Source organism: Fodinicola feengrottensis (assembly GCF_010993775.1).
Lineage (GTDB): Bacteria > Actinomycetota > Actinomycetes > Mycobacteriales > HKI-0501 > Fodinicola > Fodinicola feengrottensis.
Genome location: NZ_WOTO01000009.1, coordinates 15,022 through 29,015, shown reverse-complemented (window position 1 = coordinate 29,015; position 13,994 = coordinate 15,022). Strand labels below are relative to the sequence as shown.

At 66.5% G+C, this 13,994-nt stretch carries 17 protein-coding genes and 1 pseudogene; 9 read left to right on the top strand and 9 right to left on the bottom strand.

Annotated elements, in window-relative coordinates:
* Positions 1 to 34: 34 nt before the first annotated feature.
* Together GNX96_RS10430 and GNX96_RS10425 are read right to left on the bottom strand one after the other, a co-directional pair.
* Positions 35 to 514 (bottom strand): Uma2 family endonuclease, encoded by a 480-nt coding sequence (locus GNX96_RS10430; RefSeq protein ID WP_163567931.1) that lies wholly within the window; start codon positions 512 to 514, stop codon positions 35 to 37.
* Positions 486 to 659: a hypothetical protein gene (locus GNX96_RS10425; RefSeq protein WP_163567930.1), complete on the bottom strand. Its 174-nt coding sequence runs from the start codon at positions 657 to 659 to the stop codon at positions 486 to 488. Before GNX96_RS10425 ends, GNX96_RS10430 begins: the two co-directional genes overlap by 29 nt.
* A 258-nt stretch (positions 660 to 917) precedes the next feature.
* Here GNX96_RS10425 and GNX96_RS10420 point away from each other — a divergent pair, with 258 nt between their 5' ends.
* The 4 genes from GNX96_RS10420 to GNX96_RS10405 all read left to right on the top strand — a co-directional run bounded on the left by GNX96_RS10420 (position 918) and on the right by GNX96_RS10405 (position 4,204).
* Positions 918 to 1,892, top strand: coding sequence for a carbohydrate kinase family protein (locus tag GNX96_RS10420; protein ID WP_163567929.1), 975 nt, complete (start codon positions 918 to 920; stop codon positions 1,890 to 1,892).
* A gap of 269 nt (positions 1,893 to 2,161) precedes the next feature.
* Positions 2,162 to 3,121 (top strand): aa3-type cytochrome oxidase subunit II, encoded by a 960-nt coding sequence (gene ctaC / locus GNX96_RS10415; protein WP_279579943.1) that lies wholly within the window; start codon positions 2,162 to 2,164, stop codon positions 3,119 to 3,121.
* Positions 3,122 to 3,123: 2 nt separating this feature from the next.
* Entirely contained in the window at positions 3,124 to 3,546 is a 423-nt protein-coding gene (locus tag GNX96_RS10410) for a cytochrome c oxidase subunit 4 (protein ID WP_163567928.1), read from the top strand.
* A 112-nt stretch (positions 3,547 to 3,658) separates the two neighbouring features.
* Positions 3,659 to 4,204 (top strand): dihydrofolate reductase family protein, encoded by a 546-nt coding sequence (locus tag GNX96_RS10405; RefSeq protein ID WP_163567927.1) that lies wholly within the window; start codon positions 3,659 to 3,661, stop codon positions 4,202 to 4,204.
* Positions 4,205 to 4,736: 532 nt separating this feature from the next.
* On the opposite strand, the gene qcrB is transcribed toward GNX96_RS10405, so the two are convergent.
* From qcrB to ctaE, 5 genes are all read right to left on the bottom strand, one after another.
* Complete coding sequence (qcrB, locus tag GNX96_RS10400; protein WP_452124468.1) at positions 4,737 to 6,335, bottom strand: cytochrome bc1 complex cytochrome b subunit; 1,599 nt, start codon at positions 6,333 to 6,335, stop codon at positions 4,737 to 4,739.
* Positions 6,336 to 6,404: 69 nt separating this feature from the next.
* Entirely contained in the window at positions 6,405 to 7,112 is a 708-nt protein-coding gene (gene qcrA / locus GNX96_RS10395; protein ID WP_279580001.1) for a cytochrome bc1 complex Rieske iron-sulfur subunit, read from the bottom strand.
* A complete protein-coding gene (locus GNX96_RS50545) occupies positions 7,046 to 7,528 on the bottom strand; it encodes a hypothetical protein (RefSeq protein ID WP_279579942.1) in 483 nt (160 codons plus the stop codon). The genes qcrA and GNX96_RS50545 overlap by 67 nt, the downstream gene beginning before the upstream one ends.
* Entirely contained in the window at positions 7,525 to 8,073 is a 549-nt protein-coding gene (gene qcrC / locus GNX96_RS10390) for a cytochrome bc1 complex diheme cytochrome c subunit (RefSeq protein ID WP_279579941.1), read from the bottom strand. Before qcrC ends, GNX96_RS50545 begins: the two co-directional genes overlap by 4 nt.
* A gap of 330 nt (positions 8,074 to 8,403) precedes the next feature.
* The gene (ctaE, locus tag GNX96_RS10385) at positions 8,404 to 9,015 is read right to left on the bottom strand and encodes an aa3-type cytochrome oxidase subunit III (RefSeq protein ID WP_163567926.1); all 612 of its coding nucleotides are present in this window, start codon (positions 9,013 to 9,015) and stop codon (positions 8,404 to 8,406) included.
* Between the two features lie 197 nt (positions 9,016 to 9,212).
* Here ctaE and GNX96_RS10380 point away from each other — a divergent pair, with 197 nt between their 5' ends.
* The 5 genes and pseudogenes from GNX96_RS10380 (at position 9,213) to GNX96_RS10360 (ending at position 12,553) form a co-directional block, all read left to right on the top strand.
* Positions 9,213 to 9,632 carry a response regulator gene (locus GNX96_RS10380; protein ID WP_163567925.1) on the top strand — a complete coding sequence of 140 codons (420 nt, stop codon included), beginning with the start codon at positions 9,213 to 9,215 and terminating at the stop codon, positions 9,630 to 9,632.
* Positions 9,633 to 9,635: 3 nt separating this feature from the next.
* Positions 9,636 to 10,712, top strand: a pseudogene (gene trpD / locus GNX96_RS10375) (anthranilate phosphoribosyltransferase).
* Between the two features lie 338 nt (positions 10,713 to 11,050).
* Positions 11,051 to 12,193 (top strand): M15 family metallopeptidase, encoded by a 1,143-nt coding sequence (locus tag GNX96_RS10370; RefSeq protein WP_163567924.1) that lies wholly within the window; start codon positions 11,051 to 11,053, stop codon positions 12,191 to 12,193.
* A 4-nt stretch (positions 12,194 to 12,197) separates the two neighbouring features.
* Positions 12,198 to 12,383, top strand: coding sequence for a hypothetical protein (locus GNX96_RS10365; RefSeq protein ID WP_163567923.1), 186 nt, complete (start codon positions 12,198 to 12,200; stop codon positions 12,381 to 12,383).
* Positions 12,341 to 12,553, top strand: a complete 213-nt coding sequence (locus GNX96_RS10360; RefSeq protein ID WP_163567922.1) for a M15 family metallopeptidase — start codon at positions 12,341 to 12,343, stop codon at positions 12,551 to 12,553. Before GNX96_RS10365 ends, GNX96_RS10360 begins: the two co-directional genes overlap by 43 nt.
* Before the next feature lie 4 nt (positions 12,554 to 12,557).
* Here GNX96_RS10360 and GNX96_RS10355 read toward each other — a convergent pair whose 3' ends face one another.
* Together GNX96_RS10355 and GNX96_RS10350 are read right to left on the bottom strand one after the other, a co-directional pair.
* Positions 12,558 to 12,845, bottom strand: coding sequence for an Lrp/AsnC family transcriptional regulator (locus tag GNX96_RS10355; RefSeq protein ID WP_163567921.1), 288 nt, complete (start codon positions 12,843 to 12,845; stop codon positions 12,558 to 12,560).
* 124 nt (positions 12,846 to 12,969) lie between these two features.
* Positions 12,970 to 13,881, bottom strand: coding sequence for an amidohydrolase family protein (locus GNX96_RS10350; RefSeq protein WP_163567920.1), 912 nt, complete (start codon positions 13,879 to 13,881; stop codon positions 12,970 to 12,972).
* Positions 13,882 to 13,994 lie beyond the last annotated feature (113 nt).

The following is a 13,994-nucleotide window of genomic DNA, read 5'->3' as shown; positions in this document are numbered from 1 at the left end:
AAGGCCCGACCGCCCAGCGGTCGGGCCTTCGTCGTTACACCAGTTTCTGACGTCTTCTCGGTTCGAGCAGATCGAGCAGATCCACCGACATCGGAAACGGCACGTCGCTGTCCAACCGCCTCCCACCGGTCGATCGCTCGATCGGGTGGTAAAGGCCGTCCCGAAGCTCGCACAATTCCGCCGATACGGCGGGCAGTGACTTGGTGACTTCGATACGAAGGTAGAACGGAATGCCTGCTTTGGCCATCAGGGCGGGCTTGTCGATGCGGTCTCGGCGACGGGATGACGGCGAGACCAGCTCAATAGGCATGACAACCTCGTCCGCTGAAACCCAGGTGTCCAACTCGAGTGTGTCGCGAAGCAGGACAAGATCTGGCTGGATCCAGCTGTGGGCGGCAAACACGACGTTCAGGGTCATATACAGCGCGAAACCCGCGGCTTCGGCCATGTCGTCGAGTTGTCGGGCGAGGCGTTTGCTCGCCCAACTATTCCCACTGCCCTCGTAGGGGCTCATGACGAGCTTCCCGTCGGACTGCCTCGTAACGAGTCGCGAGCATCCCGTCGATGGGTAGATAGAGCTGGGCGAGGTCGTTGGTCCACATGCCAGCCAGGTCGACCAGCGGGTCGAAGTCGTCAACGCCCATGGGTAATGCTGACATAGCGAACCACCTCCTGCATGCGAGCGTACCGGCCGGACCGGCCGCGGTATCGGACAAAATTCGCGGATGGCCTGAAGCTAGGGGCTGGCACCGACAGAATTTCGCCGCCGCATAGCCGGAGGTGGCAGCGATCGTCGGGCCGATGACCAGGATGAAAATTCTCTCGTTGGTGGTGGGTCCCGGAACGTGGTGGTGCGGGTTAGGGTCGTTCGTCCGTGCTACCGACCGGGGCGGTGTACGCCCCAACGAGGCTGGGTAATGAAGATCGTCGTCACCGGATCCATCGCCACCGACCACCTGATGCATTTCAAGGGCCGGTTCGCCGAGCAGCTGCTGCCTGACCAGCTGCATCAGGTGTCCCTGTCGTTCCTGGTCGACAAGTTGGTGATCCGTCGCGGCGGAGTTGCCGCCAACATGGCGTACGGCATGGGCGTGCTGGGAGAGCACCCGACTCTGCTCGGCGCGGTCGGGCCGGACTTCGACGACTACCGGAAATGGCTGCAGGAGCACGGCGTCGACTGCGAGTCCGTACAGGTCTTCGACCACCTGCACACCGCTCGGTTCAACTGCACCACCGACGACGACATGGCGCAGATCGCATCCTTCTACACCGGTGCGATGGCCGAGGGCCGCAACATCTCGCTGCAGCCCACGGTGGACCGCCTCGGCGGCATCGACCTGCTGATCGTCGGCGCGCACGACCCGGAGGGCATGCTGCGCAACACCAGCGAGGCCACCAAGCTGGGCATCGCGCGGGCCGCCGACTTCTCCCAGCAGATCGCGTTGATGGATGGGGAGCAGATTCGTACGCTCACCGACGGCGCCGCCTACCTGCTGAGCAACGACTACGAGAAGAACCTGCTGGAGTCCAAGTCCGGCTGGTCCGACGCGGACGTGCTGGACCACGTCGGCATCCGGGTGACCACGCTGGGGGAGCGCGGCGTCGAGATCACCGGCAAGGACATCGAGCGGGTGTACGTACCGATCGCCCGCGAAGTCCGCAAGGTCGACCCGACCGGCGTCGGCGACGGCTTCCGGGCCGGGTTCTTCGCGGGCCTGTCGTGGGGCTTGTCCCTGGAACGGTCCGCGCAGGTCGGCAGCATGCTCGCGACCCTGGTGATCGAGACCGACGGCCCGCAGGAATACGCCCTGGACCGCGCCGACTTCATCAAGCGGCTCGGTGAGGCGTACGGCGACGACGCTGCCGCCGAGGTGACCACCCACCTCTCCTAACTCCGAGTAGCAGAGTTTTGCCCGCATCGACGCGATGCGTGCGCCCAGCGCACGCATCGCGTCGATGCGGACGTCCCACCCAGGGTGGGAGATCACGTTGGGTGAGTGGGCCAAAGAGCGGCGCGGTGGAGTGGGCGGCAAATGGGTGCCGGCGGGTCGGCGCCCCGGGACAGCCGGTGCCAACAAGGTCGGATAGTCTTCGGTTTGCTCGTTCTACGGCGTGTAGACCACGCCGGTTGGGTGATGGCTGAGCGGGAAGGGCCTGTCGGGTGGCAAGTCAGAAGCGGGATCGGGCCGGAGTGCCGGTTCGCCGTGGTCGTGCGGTCCTGAGCCTTGCCGGGCTGGGGTTGCTGGCGCTGGCGTTGGCTGGCTGCGATCAGGGCCAGGCGATGCGGTTCGGGTGGCCGGCGGGCGTCACCGTGCAGTCGCAGTGGATGCTGCGGCTCTGGGTCGACTCGACCATCGCGGCGCTGGCCGTCGGTGTTCTCGTGTGGGGCCTGATGTTCTGGGCGATCATCGCTTACCGGCGGCGTGCTGGTGACCCAGAGATCCCCGTCCAGACCAAGCTCAACCTGCCGATCGAGATCCTCTACACGATCGCGCCGCTGCTGATCGTGGTCGTTCTCTTCTACTACACGGCGGTCGTCGAGACTGACGTGAACAAGGAAGACGCGAACCCGGACGTGACCATCTCGGTGGTGGCGTTCAAGTGGAACTGGCGGTTCGGTTACAACGACCAGCGCGGCCAGGACGGCCACGACGTGGAGACCGTCGGCTCGTCCGACCAGATCCCGGTGCTGGTGCTCCCGACCGGCAAGACGGTCAAGTTCATCGAGACCTCCGAGGATGTCATCCACTCGTTCTGGGTGCCGGACTTCCTGTTCAAGCGGGACGTGATCCCGGGCCACCCGAACTCGTTCCAGGTGACCATCACCCAGACCGGCAACTTCGTCGGCCGCTGCGCCGAGCTGTGCGGCACCTACCACTCGAACATGAACTTCGAGGTCCGGGCGGTCAGCCCGACCATGTACCAGCAATACCTGACGCTGCGCGAGCAGGGCCTGTCCAACCCGACGCCCTGGAGAAGCTGCAGGGCAAGGCGATGCGGTACGCGGTCACCACCCACCCGTTCAACACCGACCGCCGCGACACGTCTGCCAGCTAGCCAGGCGAGTTGGTCCCTGCCCTATTCTGTGATCCACAGCAGTACCCGACAGGAGGATCGGTAGCGATGCGCACCGAGTCGAAAGTCTTCAACGGCTTGGCGCTGTTCGTGTTCGTGGCAGCAACCGTGTACGGGATCTGGACGAAGAACACCGTCGAGCACACCGAGTGGGTCGGTGTCGTCGGGCTGATCCTGACTGGCTGCCTCTGCGGCATGATCGGCCAGTACTTCTCCTTCGTGGCCCGCCGGATCGACGCTCGCCCGGAGGACCGCGAGAACGCCGACATCAGCGAGGGCGCCGGCGACCTGGGCTTCTTCTCACCCGGCAGCTACTGGCCGTTCATCCTGGCCGCCGCGGCCGCGATTGCCGGCATCGGGATCGTCTTCTGGGCCATCTGGCTGCTGGTCCTGGGCGGCGTCGCGCTGATCCTGTCCACCGGCGGACTGCTCTTCGAGTATTACGTCGGCAGCCGCGGCGAAGAGAGCTAATCCGTTCGTACGCACCGATTGTCGGCCCGTCGACGCCTGTCAGGCGTAGGCGGGCCGTTGTCGTACCAGCGAACTGCTGGCTGTCCCGACGAGGTTCCACCGGAGGTACGCGATGGCCAAGCTGCTCTACTCGGTCACCATGTCGCTCGACGGTTTCATCGCGGGCCTGGGCGGGGACATGTCCTGGCTCACCGAACACATCGCGCCCAACCCGGTCGTCAAGGACGTCGTCGTCAGCAAGATCGGCGCGTTGTTGGTTGGCAGCCGCACGTTCGGCGGCGACGATCCGCATCGGGGGACCGCCAAGGAGGGTAAGGCGTTCGGCGGGGGCTGGGACGGCCCGCAGTTCGTCCTCACCCATCACCCACCGGCGCGGCCAGTGCCCGGGGTGACTTTCGTCGGCGATCTCGGCAGCGCGATCGAGGCGGCGAAGACCGCGGCGGGGGAGCGGTACGTCAACGTGATGGGCGCCAGTGTCGCCCGACAATGCCTCGCGGCGGGTGAACTCGACGAGCTCCTGGTGATCATCGCGCCGGTGCTGCTCGGCGACGGCGTCCGGCTCTTGGACTGGCCGGGTGGTACGAACGTGAAGCTGGAACGTGTCGGCCTGACCAGCGCCGAGCTGGCAACCAATCTGTGGATGCGAGTAGTCAAATAAAAAGCGCCCACCGAGGTCGGTGGCCCGCGGTCACAAGGGCGTATTGACCGCGAACACCGACCTCGGCGTGGCGTGATGATCGCGCCCGACGACCGTCGCCACCACCGGCTGGCCCCATTCCTCATAGCCGCAGGTGGGCAGGTCGTACGTCGGCGAGGCTCTTCATACCCCCTTACGTGAGCCGCTCGGTTCATAAATCAGCTCGCCGATGGTGCGGACGCTCCAGATCGCTCCCGCCGACCACGTCGTCGTGGACCGGGGCGGTGTGGACGAGTCAACCCGGAGGGTGTGCCGGTGCCCGCTGACTCGTCCGGTGCCGTGCCGTCACGAACATCGGGTCTTCTTCGTGCCCAGTCTCCGTAACAATTCGGAGATTACCGGACATTCCTCCGGATTCCTAGAGTTAAATGCGAAGAAATTGTCCGTTCGTATGATATGTACGCTGGCCGTACGCGTGGCAGCGCAAAAGAAAGCCGCCCCACTCCGACAGGAATGGGGCGGCTTTCTGGGTCGTACGAGGGCTGAGAAGCTCTCAGTCGTCGCTGCGGGTCAGCTCTCGCTGATCTACCGGCGCCGGCGAGACGGGAGCCTCACCGGGCTTCTCCAGCGGCACGAAGAAGCCCTTGGCAGCGTTGCCTAGGGCACCGAGCCGGTTCATCTTCTTCGGCACCGCCCAGCCGCTGTATTCCAGCTCGCTGTGGCCGTGCGAGTCCGCCGGGCCCAGCGGCTGGTGGATCTCGATGAACTCACCGTTCGGAAGCCGCCGGATGATGCCGGTCTCGACACCGTGCGCCAGCGTGATCCGGTCGCCCTGCTGGGCGCCCAGGCACAGCCGGTAGGTGATGTAGTACGCGATGGGTGGCGCCAGCAGCAGCCCGATCCGACCGATCCACGTCATCGCGTTCAGCGAGATGTCGAACTTCTCGGCGATGATGTCGTTTCCGGCGGACATCAGCAGCACACGATGATGAAGGCGATCGCCATCGCGCCCAGCGCCGTCCGCGCGGGTGCGTCCCGGGGCCGCTGAAGCAGGTTGTGGTGGGCGGAGTCCCTTGGTGAGTCTGGCTTCCAGGAACGGATACCCGATCAGCATCGAGAAGACGGCGCCCATCAGGAACGCGGAAGGCCAGAACATCGCCGGGATCGTGTACGGACCGATGTAGATCTCCCAGTCCGGGAAGAGTCTCAGCGCCCCGTCGCTCCAGGCCACGTACCAGTCAGGCGTGGTGCCAGCGGAGACCACCGCGGCTGTGTACGGGCCGAAGATCCACACCGGGTTGATCTGGAAGACGCCACCCAGGAAGGCGATCATGCCGAAGACGACCATGAAGAACCCGCCGGCCTTGGCCGAGAAGTTCGGCACCATCCGTACGCCGACAACGTTCTTCTCGGTCCGGCCTGGCCCGGGATACTGGGTGTGTTTCTGCTTGACCAGCAGGCCCATATGGACAGCGATCAACCCCAGGATCAGACCGGGTAACAACAGCACGTGTGCGATGTAGAGCCGCGGCAGGATCTCCGTGCCCGGATATTCGCCGCCGAACACCGAGAAGGTGAACCACGTCCCGATCACCGGCGTGGACTGCATGATCGCGCTCATCACTCGAAGGCCGGTGCCGGAGATCGCGTCGTCTGGCAGCGAGTAACCCGCGAAGCCCTCGAAGAAGCCCATGATGAACAGCAGCGCGCCGACCACCCAGTTGATCTCCCGCGGCCGCCGGAAGGCGCCGGTGAAGAAGACCCGCAGCATGTGCACGACCATCGCGGCCATGAACAGCAGCGCCGCCCAGTGGTGGATCTGCCGCATGATCAAGCCGCCGCGCACGTCGAACGACAGGTTCAGGGTCGTCTCGTACGCACGGGACATCTCGATGCCGTAAAGCGGCGTGTACGAGCCGGCGTACTTGACTTCCAGCGCCGACGGCTCGAAATACAGGGCCAGGAAGGTGCCGGACAGCAGCAGCACGATGAACGAGTAGAGCGCGATCTCACCGAGCATGAACGACCAGTGGTCCGGGAAGACCTTGTTCATCAGCTTGCGGACCGGGCTGGCCGCGGCGAACCGGTCATCGGCCCAACTGGCCGCCTGCTCGGGGATTTCGGCCGGGTTGATTTTCGGCAGCGAGATCATGATGGATGCTCCCAATACGTGGGGCGGACGGTCGTCATCTCAGACAGCGCTGTCTCGGTCTCTCTCAGGTTACTTGTCATTGTCGGGGTGCTCCCACAATGCGGGACCGATCGGCACCCGATAGTCGCTCTGTGCCACGAAATATCCCGCCGAGTCCAACTTGATCGGCAGCTGCGGCAGCCGCCGGCTCGCCGGGCCGAAGACCGGCTTGCAGGACTCCAGCAGGTCGAACTGGCTCTGGTGGCACGGGCACAGCAGCCGCTGGGTCTGCTGCTCGTACAGGCTGGCCGGGCAGCCCGCGTGCGTGCAGATCTTCGAGTACGCGAAGTAGTCGCCGTAGTGCGCTGTCTCGTACCCGGGCTGCACCTTGACCTTCGCCGCGTCCTCCGGCCGCATGTGGATCAGCAGCGTGGGGGAGTCGGCGTATTTGTTGGTGTTGCCGTCCGGGATGCCCGGGAAGACGGTCTCGATGCTGCCCGTGTGCATGTCACCAGGCTGGATCGGCGTGCCATCGTCGCGGACCAGCCGGATGCCTTCCTTCCAGGCGGTGGTGATCGGGTCCTTGCCCGGGTTCGTGATCAGCGCGCCGACCAGCGGCGCGGCGATCGCGAGACCGAGCGGCGCGGCGCCGATCGCGATGGCCGCCTTCAGCATCGGGCGGCGCTTGATGCCGGTGTCGTCGAAGGTCTGCTGCAACAGCGTGGCGCCGGTCAGCCGGCGCTCGTCGTCCGGAGACGCACCGTCGTGCCGATCCTGGACCGCGACCTCTTCGGGCAGCAGCTTCTTCGCGAAGGTGATGACCGCGGCGCCGACGAAGAACAGCGCGCGAAGCCGAGCGTGATGCCCAGCATCGGCGTGTAGAGCTTCGCGATGTTGACGCCCAGCTGGTAGTCGTATGGCCACCAGATGTAGACGACCAGGAAAGCCAGCCCGAACAGGCCGGACAGGCCGAACATGAACGCGATGGTCCGCTCGACCCGCTTCTCCCGCTTGGTGCCCGGGACCGGGAAACGTGGCGCGTAATGCACCAGCTCCACGCCGTCCCGGCGGGCACCCTCGCGGACCAGGTCGAACTGGTCCGCCTCCGGGTCGTTGGCGTCGACATACGGGTCTTTGCCCGGCATCGGGTACGCCGGGGTCACCCCGTTGGCGGTGGCCGGCTCGTGGGCAGTGCTGTGGTCTTGTGTGGTCACGACTTTCCTGCAATCCAGAGCGTCACGAACAGCAGAGCGATAATGCCGATGACGAAGATCACCAGGCCCTCGGGCACCGGGCCGGACCGGCCGATCCCGAAGCCGCCCTGGTCCATGTCGGCCTTCTGGGCCTGCACGTACGACAGGATGGCCTTCTTCTCATCCGGGGTGAGCTGGTTGTTCGCGAACACCGGCATGTTCTCCGGGCCGGTCAGCATCGCCTCGTAAATCTGTTTGTCGGTCGCGTCGTTGAGGTTCGGCGCGGTCTTGCCGGACGACAGCGCGCCACCCTTGGTGCTGAAGGCGTGGCAGGCGGCGCAGTTCAGCCGGAACAGGCGGCCACCTTCGGCGATGGTGTCCTTGTCGGTGCTGGACAGCTGCCCGGTCGGCACTTCCGGTCCGCCGTACGACTGCACGTAGGCGACCAGCTGGGTGATCTGGTCGTCGGTGAACTTCGGGGGCTTGCGGGCCGCCTGCGCGGCCTGGCCGGCCAGTGGCCAGTGGCATCCGGCCCGAGGAGACCTGGAAGTCGACCGCGGCGCCACCCACCCCGACCAGGCTCGGTCCGCGGCCGGGGACGCCCTGCAGCGTACGGCCGTGGCAGCTGATGCAGCTGTCGTTGAACAGTCGCTGACCCTGCTGCGCCGCCCGCCGACGATTGGTCGTTCGGGGCCGCCGAGGTGCTCGGCGTGAACGCCGCGTAGCCAGCGCCGATCACGGCGAGCGCCGCTATCAGCAGCAGCACGCCCGACCGGCGCTTGGCCAGGTCCGCCGCCCGGCGGGAGGCCCGGCCTGCGAAGGAGGAAATCATCGCCTCACCTTGCGGTTGTCTACAGAACTAATGACGGGTTAGCTGCCGCGAACGTGACAGCGAGCTAGCGGAGCAGGTAGATCATCGCGAACAGGGCGATCCAGACCACGTCGACGAAGTGCCAGTAGTACGACACGACGATGGCCGAGGTCGCCTGCGCCGGGGTGAAGCGGCCCATCGTCGACCGGATCATCAGGAAGACGAAGGCGAGCAGGCCGCCGATCACGTGCAGGCCGTGGAAACCGGTGGTCAGGAAGAACATCGACCCGTACCCGTTGGCCGAGATGGTGATGCCGTCGTGAACCAGCTTGTAGTACTCACCGGCCTGGCCGCCGACGAAGATCGCGCCCATCACCAGGGTCAGCAGATACCAGCGACGCAGGCCGTACACGTCCCCGCGCTCGGCGCAGAAGACGCCCATCTGACAGGTCACCGAGGACAGCACGAGGATCACCGTGAACGGGGTGGAATACCAGAGCTCGAGGTTCTTCGTCATCTCCGGCCACAGGGCCGGCTGAGCGGCCCGGATGGAGAAATACATCGCGAACAGGGCCGCGAAGAACATCAGCTCGCTGGAGAGCCAGATGATCGTCCCGACGCTGACCATGTTCGGCCGGGTCAGCGAGTGAACCTGAGACTTCTCGAAAACGGCGGCGGAGGTCGTCACACAGGGCATTATGGCCCGCCGCCCCAGGCTCCCGCGCGCCGGGTACTACTGCGTGTCGAAGATGACCCTTGACCAGTGACATGACCGCTGTCGGTGGTGCCGGTGCGGGCGCCCGTACGTACGCGCGCGCGACCGTTGGCGAGATGCGATGAGTGTTCCGGGCCCAAAACCACGGGCGGACCGGCCGGTGGTTTACGCTTCGCAGCATGAGTGCAGTTCGCCGTCCTGCCGACAAGACGATCCTGGTGTTCAGCGACGACCCCGCGGTGCGTGAGCGGGTCCGGATGGCGATCGGTCGCCGTCCCGCGCCGGACGTGGGCAAGATCGTCTGGCTGGAGGCGTCCACCGGTGACGAGGTGGTGGACGCGGCGGACGCGGGCAAGGCCGACGTGCTGATCCTGGACGCGGAGGCGCAGCCAACCGGTGGGATGGGCATCAGCCGGCAGTTGCGCAACGAGCTCGACCACTGCCCGCCGGTCTGCCTGCTGCTGGCCCGGGACGCGGACCGATGGCTGGCGAAATGGTCGCAGGCCGAGGCGACCATCACGCATCCGATTGATCCGGTACGCGCCGCCGCGGTAGTCGCCGACCTGTTGCGTCGCGCGCCCGTGCCGGCGCGGAGCTGAGTCATGGCCGCGAGTGGGTCCGCAGAACGGGCCCCCGCGGTGCAGGCGTACAGCTGGCCCAAGCTCCTGACCACGCTGCTTGAGGGACAGTCGCTGTCTTCGGACGCGACCGCCTGGGCCATGCGCGAGATCATGGCCGGTGACGCCACGAACGCTCAGGTCGCCGGGTTCGCGACCGCTCTGCGGGCGAAGGGCGAGACCGCCGAAGAGGTGTCCGGCCTCGCGAAGGTGATGCTGGCCAACACCGCCAGGCTCGACCTCGGACCAGCGCCACTGGACGCCGTCGACGTGGTCGGCACCGGCGGGGATCGGGCCAACACCGTCAACATCTCCACCATGGCCGCCGTCGTGGTGGCGGCCGCGGGCGTAAGAGTGGTGAAGCACGGCAACCGCGCGGCTTCTTCCGCGTGTGGTGCGGCCGATTTGCTCGAAGCGCTCGGGGGTGGCGATCGAGCTGTCGCCGGCCCAGGTCTCCCGCTGCGTGACCGACGCCGGCATCGGCTTCTGTTTCGCCGCGTACTTCCACCAGGGCCTGCGGCACACCGGCGCGACCCGGCGCGAGCTGGGCATCCCGACGGTGTTCAACTTCCTTGGCCCGCTGACCAACCCGGGCCAGCCACGGGCCGCCACCATCGGCTGCTTCTCCGAGACGATGGCGCCGGTGATGGCCGGAGTCGTCGCTGGCCGCGGCCACTCCGCCCTGGTCGTGCGGGGCGAGGACGGCCTGGACGAGGTCACCACCACAGCTCCCACCCGGTTCTGGATCGTCGAGGGCGGAACGGTCACCGAGACGCTCTTCGACGTCGCCGACTGCGGCCTGCCCCGGGCAGTGCCCGCTGACCTGCGCGGCGGCGACGCCTCGGTCAACTCCGCGGTAGCGCGCGCGGTGTTCAGTGCGAACGCGGTCCCGTACGGGACGCTGTCCTTGTCAACGCCGCCGCCGCGCTCGCCGCGTACGACGGAGTGGGTGGGTCGTTGAAAGATTCGCTGGACGCTGGTCTGAAGCGGGTCGCGAAGGCAGTGGATTCCGGGGAAGCGGTGGCTGTGTTGGACCGCTGGGCTGCGGTTTCCCGGCTTTAGGCTGGCCGACTTCGGTGCCCTGTTGGAGTTGTTGATCTTGGTTAGTTAGCCCGTACATAACGGACATCGGTCCGGAATATCCTTTTCGTACGGGCCAACTAACCAAGATCAACAACGCAAGCTGAGCGGCAGGAGACAGTGCCCGAACGCTTACCCGGATGATCATCGGCGAGGTTGGCGTTTTCGAGCGATAATGGGCGGACTGGGGTCAAAGGATGGGGGACGGGTGTCCGACCGCACCAAGGGGACCCGCCACGCTGACCGTGACTCGGCGGCGCAGCAGGCCGCGTCCAGGTCGCAGTCGCAGTCTCGGTCGGTTGCCGGGGTGGGCTGAGTCGGTGCTGGCGCTGCAGCGGTCCGCGGGCAACGCGGCGGTGAGTGGGCTGATGGTGCAGCGACAGCATCTGGACACCAAATCCGGGCACTCGGTGGGCGACGCCACCGGGCCGATGGACAACACGCGCGAGGACGTTCTGGCGGTGCTCGCGCAGCTCAACGTGTTGCAGACGATGAGCAAGGGCGACTTCGCGGCGCAGCAGGCGTTGGCGTCGGCCGCGCCGAAGGGCACCAAGCTGTCGGCCGGGGATTTGGCGCCGACCATCGCGGCCATCGCAGCGAACGAGAAGCCGTACGTGTCGGCGAGCGTTGCGCAGAAGGTGCTGCACGCCAAGGTTTCCGCGGACGTCGGTACGGGCGGCGCCAACAAGAAGACGGATGTCACGGCCGTCGTCGAGGCGATGCACCACGCTGGGCACCTGTCCAATGACGACTACGCGACGGCTTTGCAGGAGCTGAGTGCCGCGACGGGTGCGACGGTGGCCGAGTCGTCGATGCCGACCGTGCTCAAGGGGCTCGCGCATGCCCGCTGGCAGGCGGCGATCATGACTACCCCGCAGACTCTCGATCCGATCGTCGCGACCAGCGACGCCGGTGCGGTGGGTACGGCCGGGGAGCGCGGAACGTCGACCGCCGCGGTGGGATCGGCGCCAAAGGGCAAGTCGCAGGACGCGTTCGACGCCAAGGCCCGCCAGTTGGGCGCGAAGGATTACCAGGACTACGGCCAGAACATGCTGGTGTCCGGCGGGTCGGTGGCCGGTCGTTCGGTCGACAGCAGCGCGCCGGTGCACCCCCTGTTCCTCACCAAGCTCGAGCAGGCGTCGGCGCACGCGAAAGAACTGCTCGGGGACCAGGATTTCGGGATCAAGTCGGTCGGTGGCTTCCGGCCGTACCAAGGCCCGCACGCCTGGGGACTCGCGGTCGACCTGGACGTCATCGAGAATCCGTACGTCGCCGGAGAGAGCGGCGAGAAGGCGCTCGACGCCGTCACAGGCGTTGTCTACCAGCGCATCGCCAGCACCCTGCTCGGGCGTGACTCAGTGGTCGCGAAGGGTCTCGGTGGCGCGAAAATACCAGGCGATCGCCGAGGAAAGCGACGCGATGGTGGCGTATTTCAGTGTCCTGGGCGGCGGTCCGAAGCGTGACGTGATGAGCCACCACGGTGCCTTCGACCCAGCCGTGCTGGCCGGGTTGGACCGTACCCAGGTCAAGTCCGACTACGACACGCTGATCGGCGCCGGCGTGCCGGCCGGCGGGGGCTACGGGGCGACTTCCCGTTCCGACCGAACTCGATGGGCGGCGGCAAGATCAGTGACCCCAAGGGCGGCTTCCTGACCATCCGCGAGGAGATCGTGACGGCCTTTCGGGCGGCCGGGTTCCGCTGGGGCGGCTCCGACTTCGGCGCCGATTCCGGCGACATCCAGCACTTCGACGAGTCGACCAGAAGTGGCGCGGTCAAGCAGGAATACTTCGACTACGGCAGCCAGCACGCAAGCGGGTCCTGACCAGTCAGGTCGCGTCCGGGAAGCCGATCGAGAACGTCTCCTCGAGGTCGTGCTTGGAGTACGCGCGGAAAGCGATGTGCGTGTCCGTGTGCACGACTCCGGGGACCTTGGCGATGCCGCCGGCGATGACCTTCTCCACGTCGTCGAACGCTCGCACCCGCACCATCGCGATCAGGTCCACGATGCCGGTGGTGGAGTAGACCTCGCTGACACCGGGAAGCTCCGCGATCTGGTACGCCACCTCCGAGATCGAGTCCGAATCGCAGGAGATCATGACGATCGAGGTGATCACGGCTGGTTCCTTTCGCTCTGACGCCCCCTTCAGTATGACGCCTTCACCGTTGGCCGATGAACCGACATTCGGGTAGGAGTCGCTCACCGACGGTCAGACATCCCAGTTCGTCAGACCGCTGCGGTCAGTGTGGCGCACTGCAACACAGGGCCGCGTGCTTCACGAAGTCCTCGGTATGCCACCAAAAAGCGGCCTGTGACGGATGTGCTGGCACCGCCGTGGGGGCGGCCGCGGTGGTCGGCGGGGTGGGCGGCACGTACGAGACGAGGTCGTCGACCGAGTGAGGAACCCCACCCAGCATGATCAGCCGTACGTTCGCGGCGTCCTCGATCCGGTCCAGCGGGTTCCCGTCCAGCACGGTCAGGTCGGCGAGCGCGCCGGGCGTGATTCGGCCGAGGTCCGGTACGGCAAGGTAGTCGGCGGCCTGACTGGTCGCGGTCCGTAGTGCCTCGGCCGGGGTGAGCCCGCCGGGATGGACCATCGCGCGCAGGTTCGTGTGCAGGCTGACACCGAAGTTGTCGATGGGCGAGTCAGTGCCGGCCACGATCCGGCCGCCGCCGCGCAGGATCGCGGTCACGGTGGCGGTCCAGCCGCGCAGCGCGGCGGTCGCGCCGTCCGCGTCGGCGGTCTTGGCCAGCGCGACCGCGGCGGCGAGTTTCGCGTACTCCCAAGGGGGATAGAGCGCGCGTACGCGACGGTCGGTGAACAGCGAGCTGTCGGTGGCGTAGAGCGCGTACGAATAGAAGAGCGTCGGCGTCATTGGCATCCCGGCCGCGGTGAACAGCGAGATCACGTCCTGATAGCTGATCCCGTTGCGGGACACCGTCTGGGAGTAGCCGAGCCGGTTGGTGGCGCCGACGTGCTCCATCCCGTCCACGCCGAGCGTGATGGCGGGGTGCAGGTAGTGCGAGCTGGCCCGGATGCCGCGCCGGTGAGCCCATTCGATGGTTTGCCGCTGGGACGCGACCGGCAGTCGTACGTAGTTCTTGATGAGGTCGTAGTCGAGCAGACGGGCGCGTTCAAGCTCGCGAAGCACGCCGGCGGTGTCTCGGGTCGGGGGCGCATGAAGTTGTAGTAGATCCGCCGGCCGTCGATCGCCTCGCCGGTGCCGACATACCGCGGCGCGAGCCGCCGGCCGGCGGTGGTGGC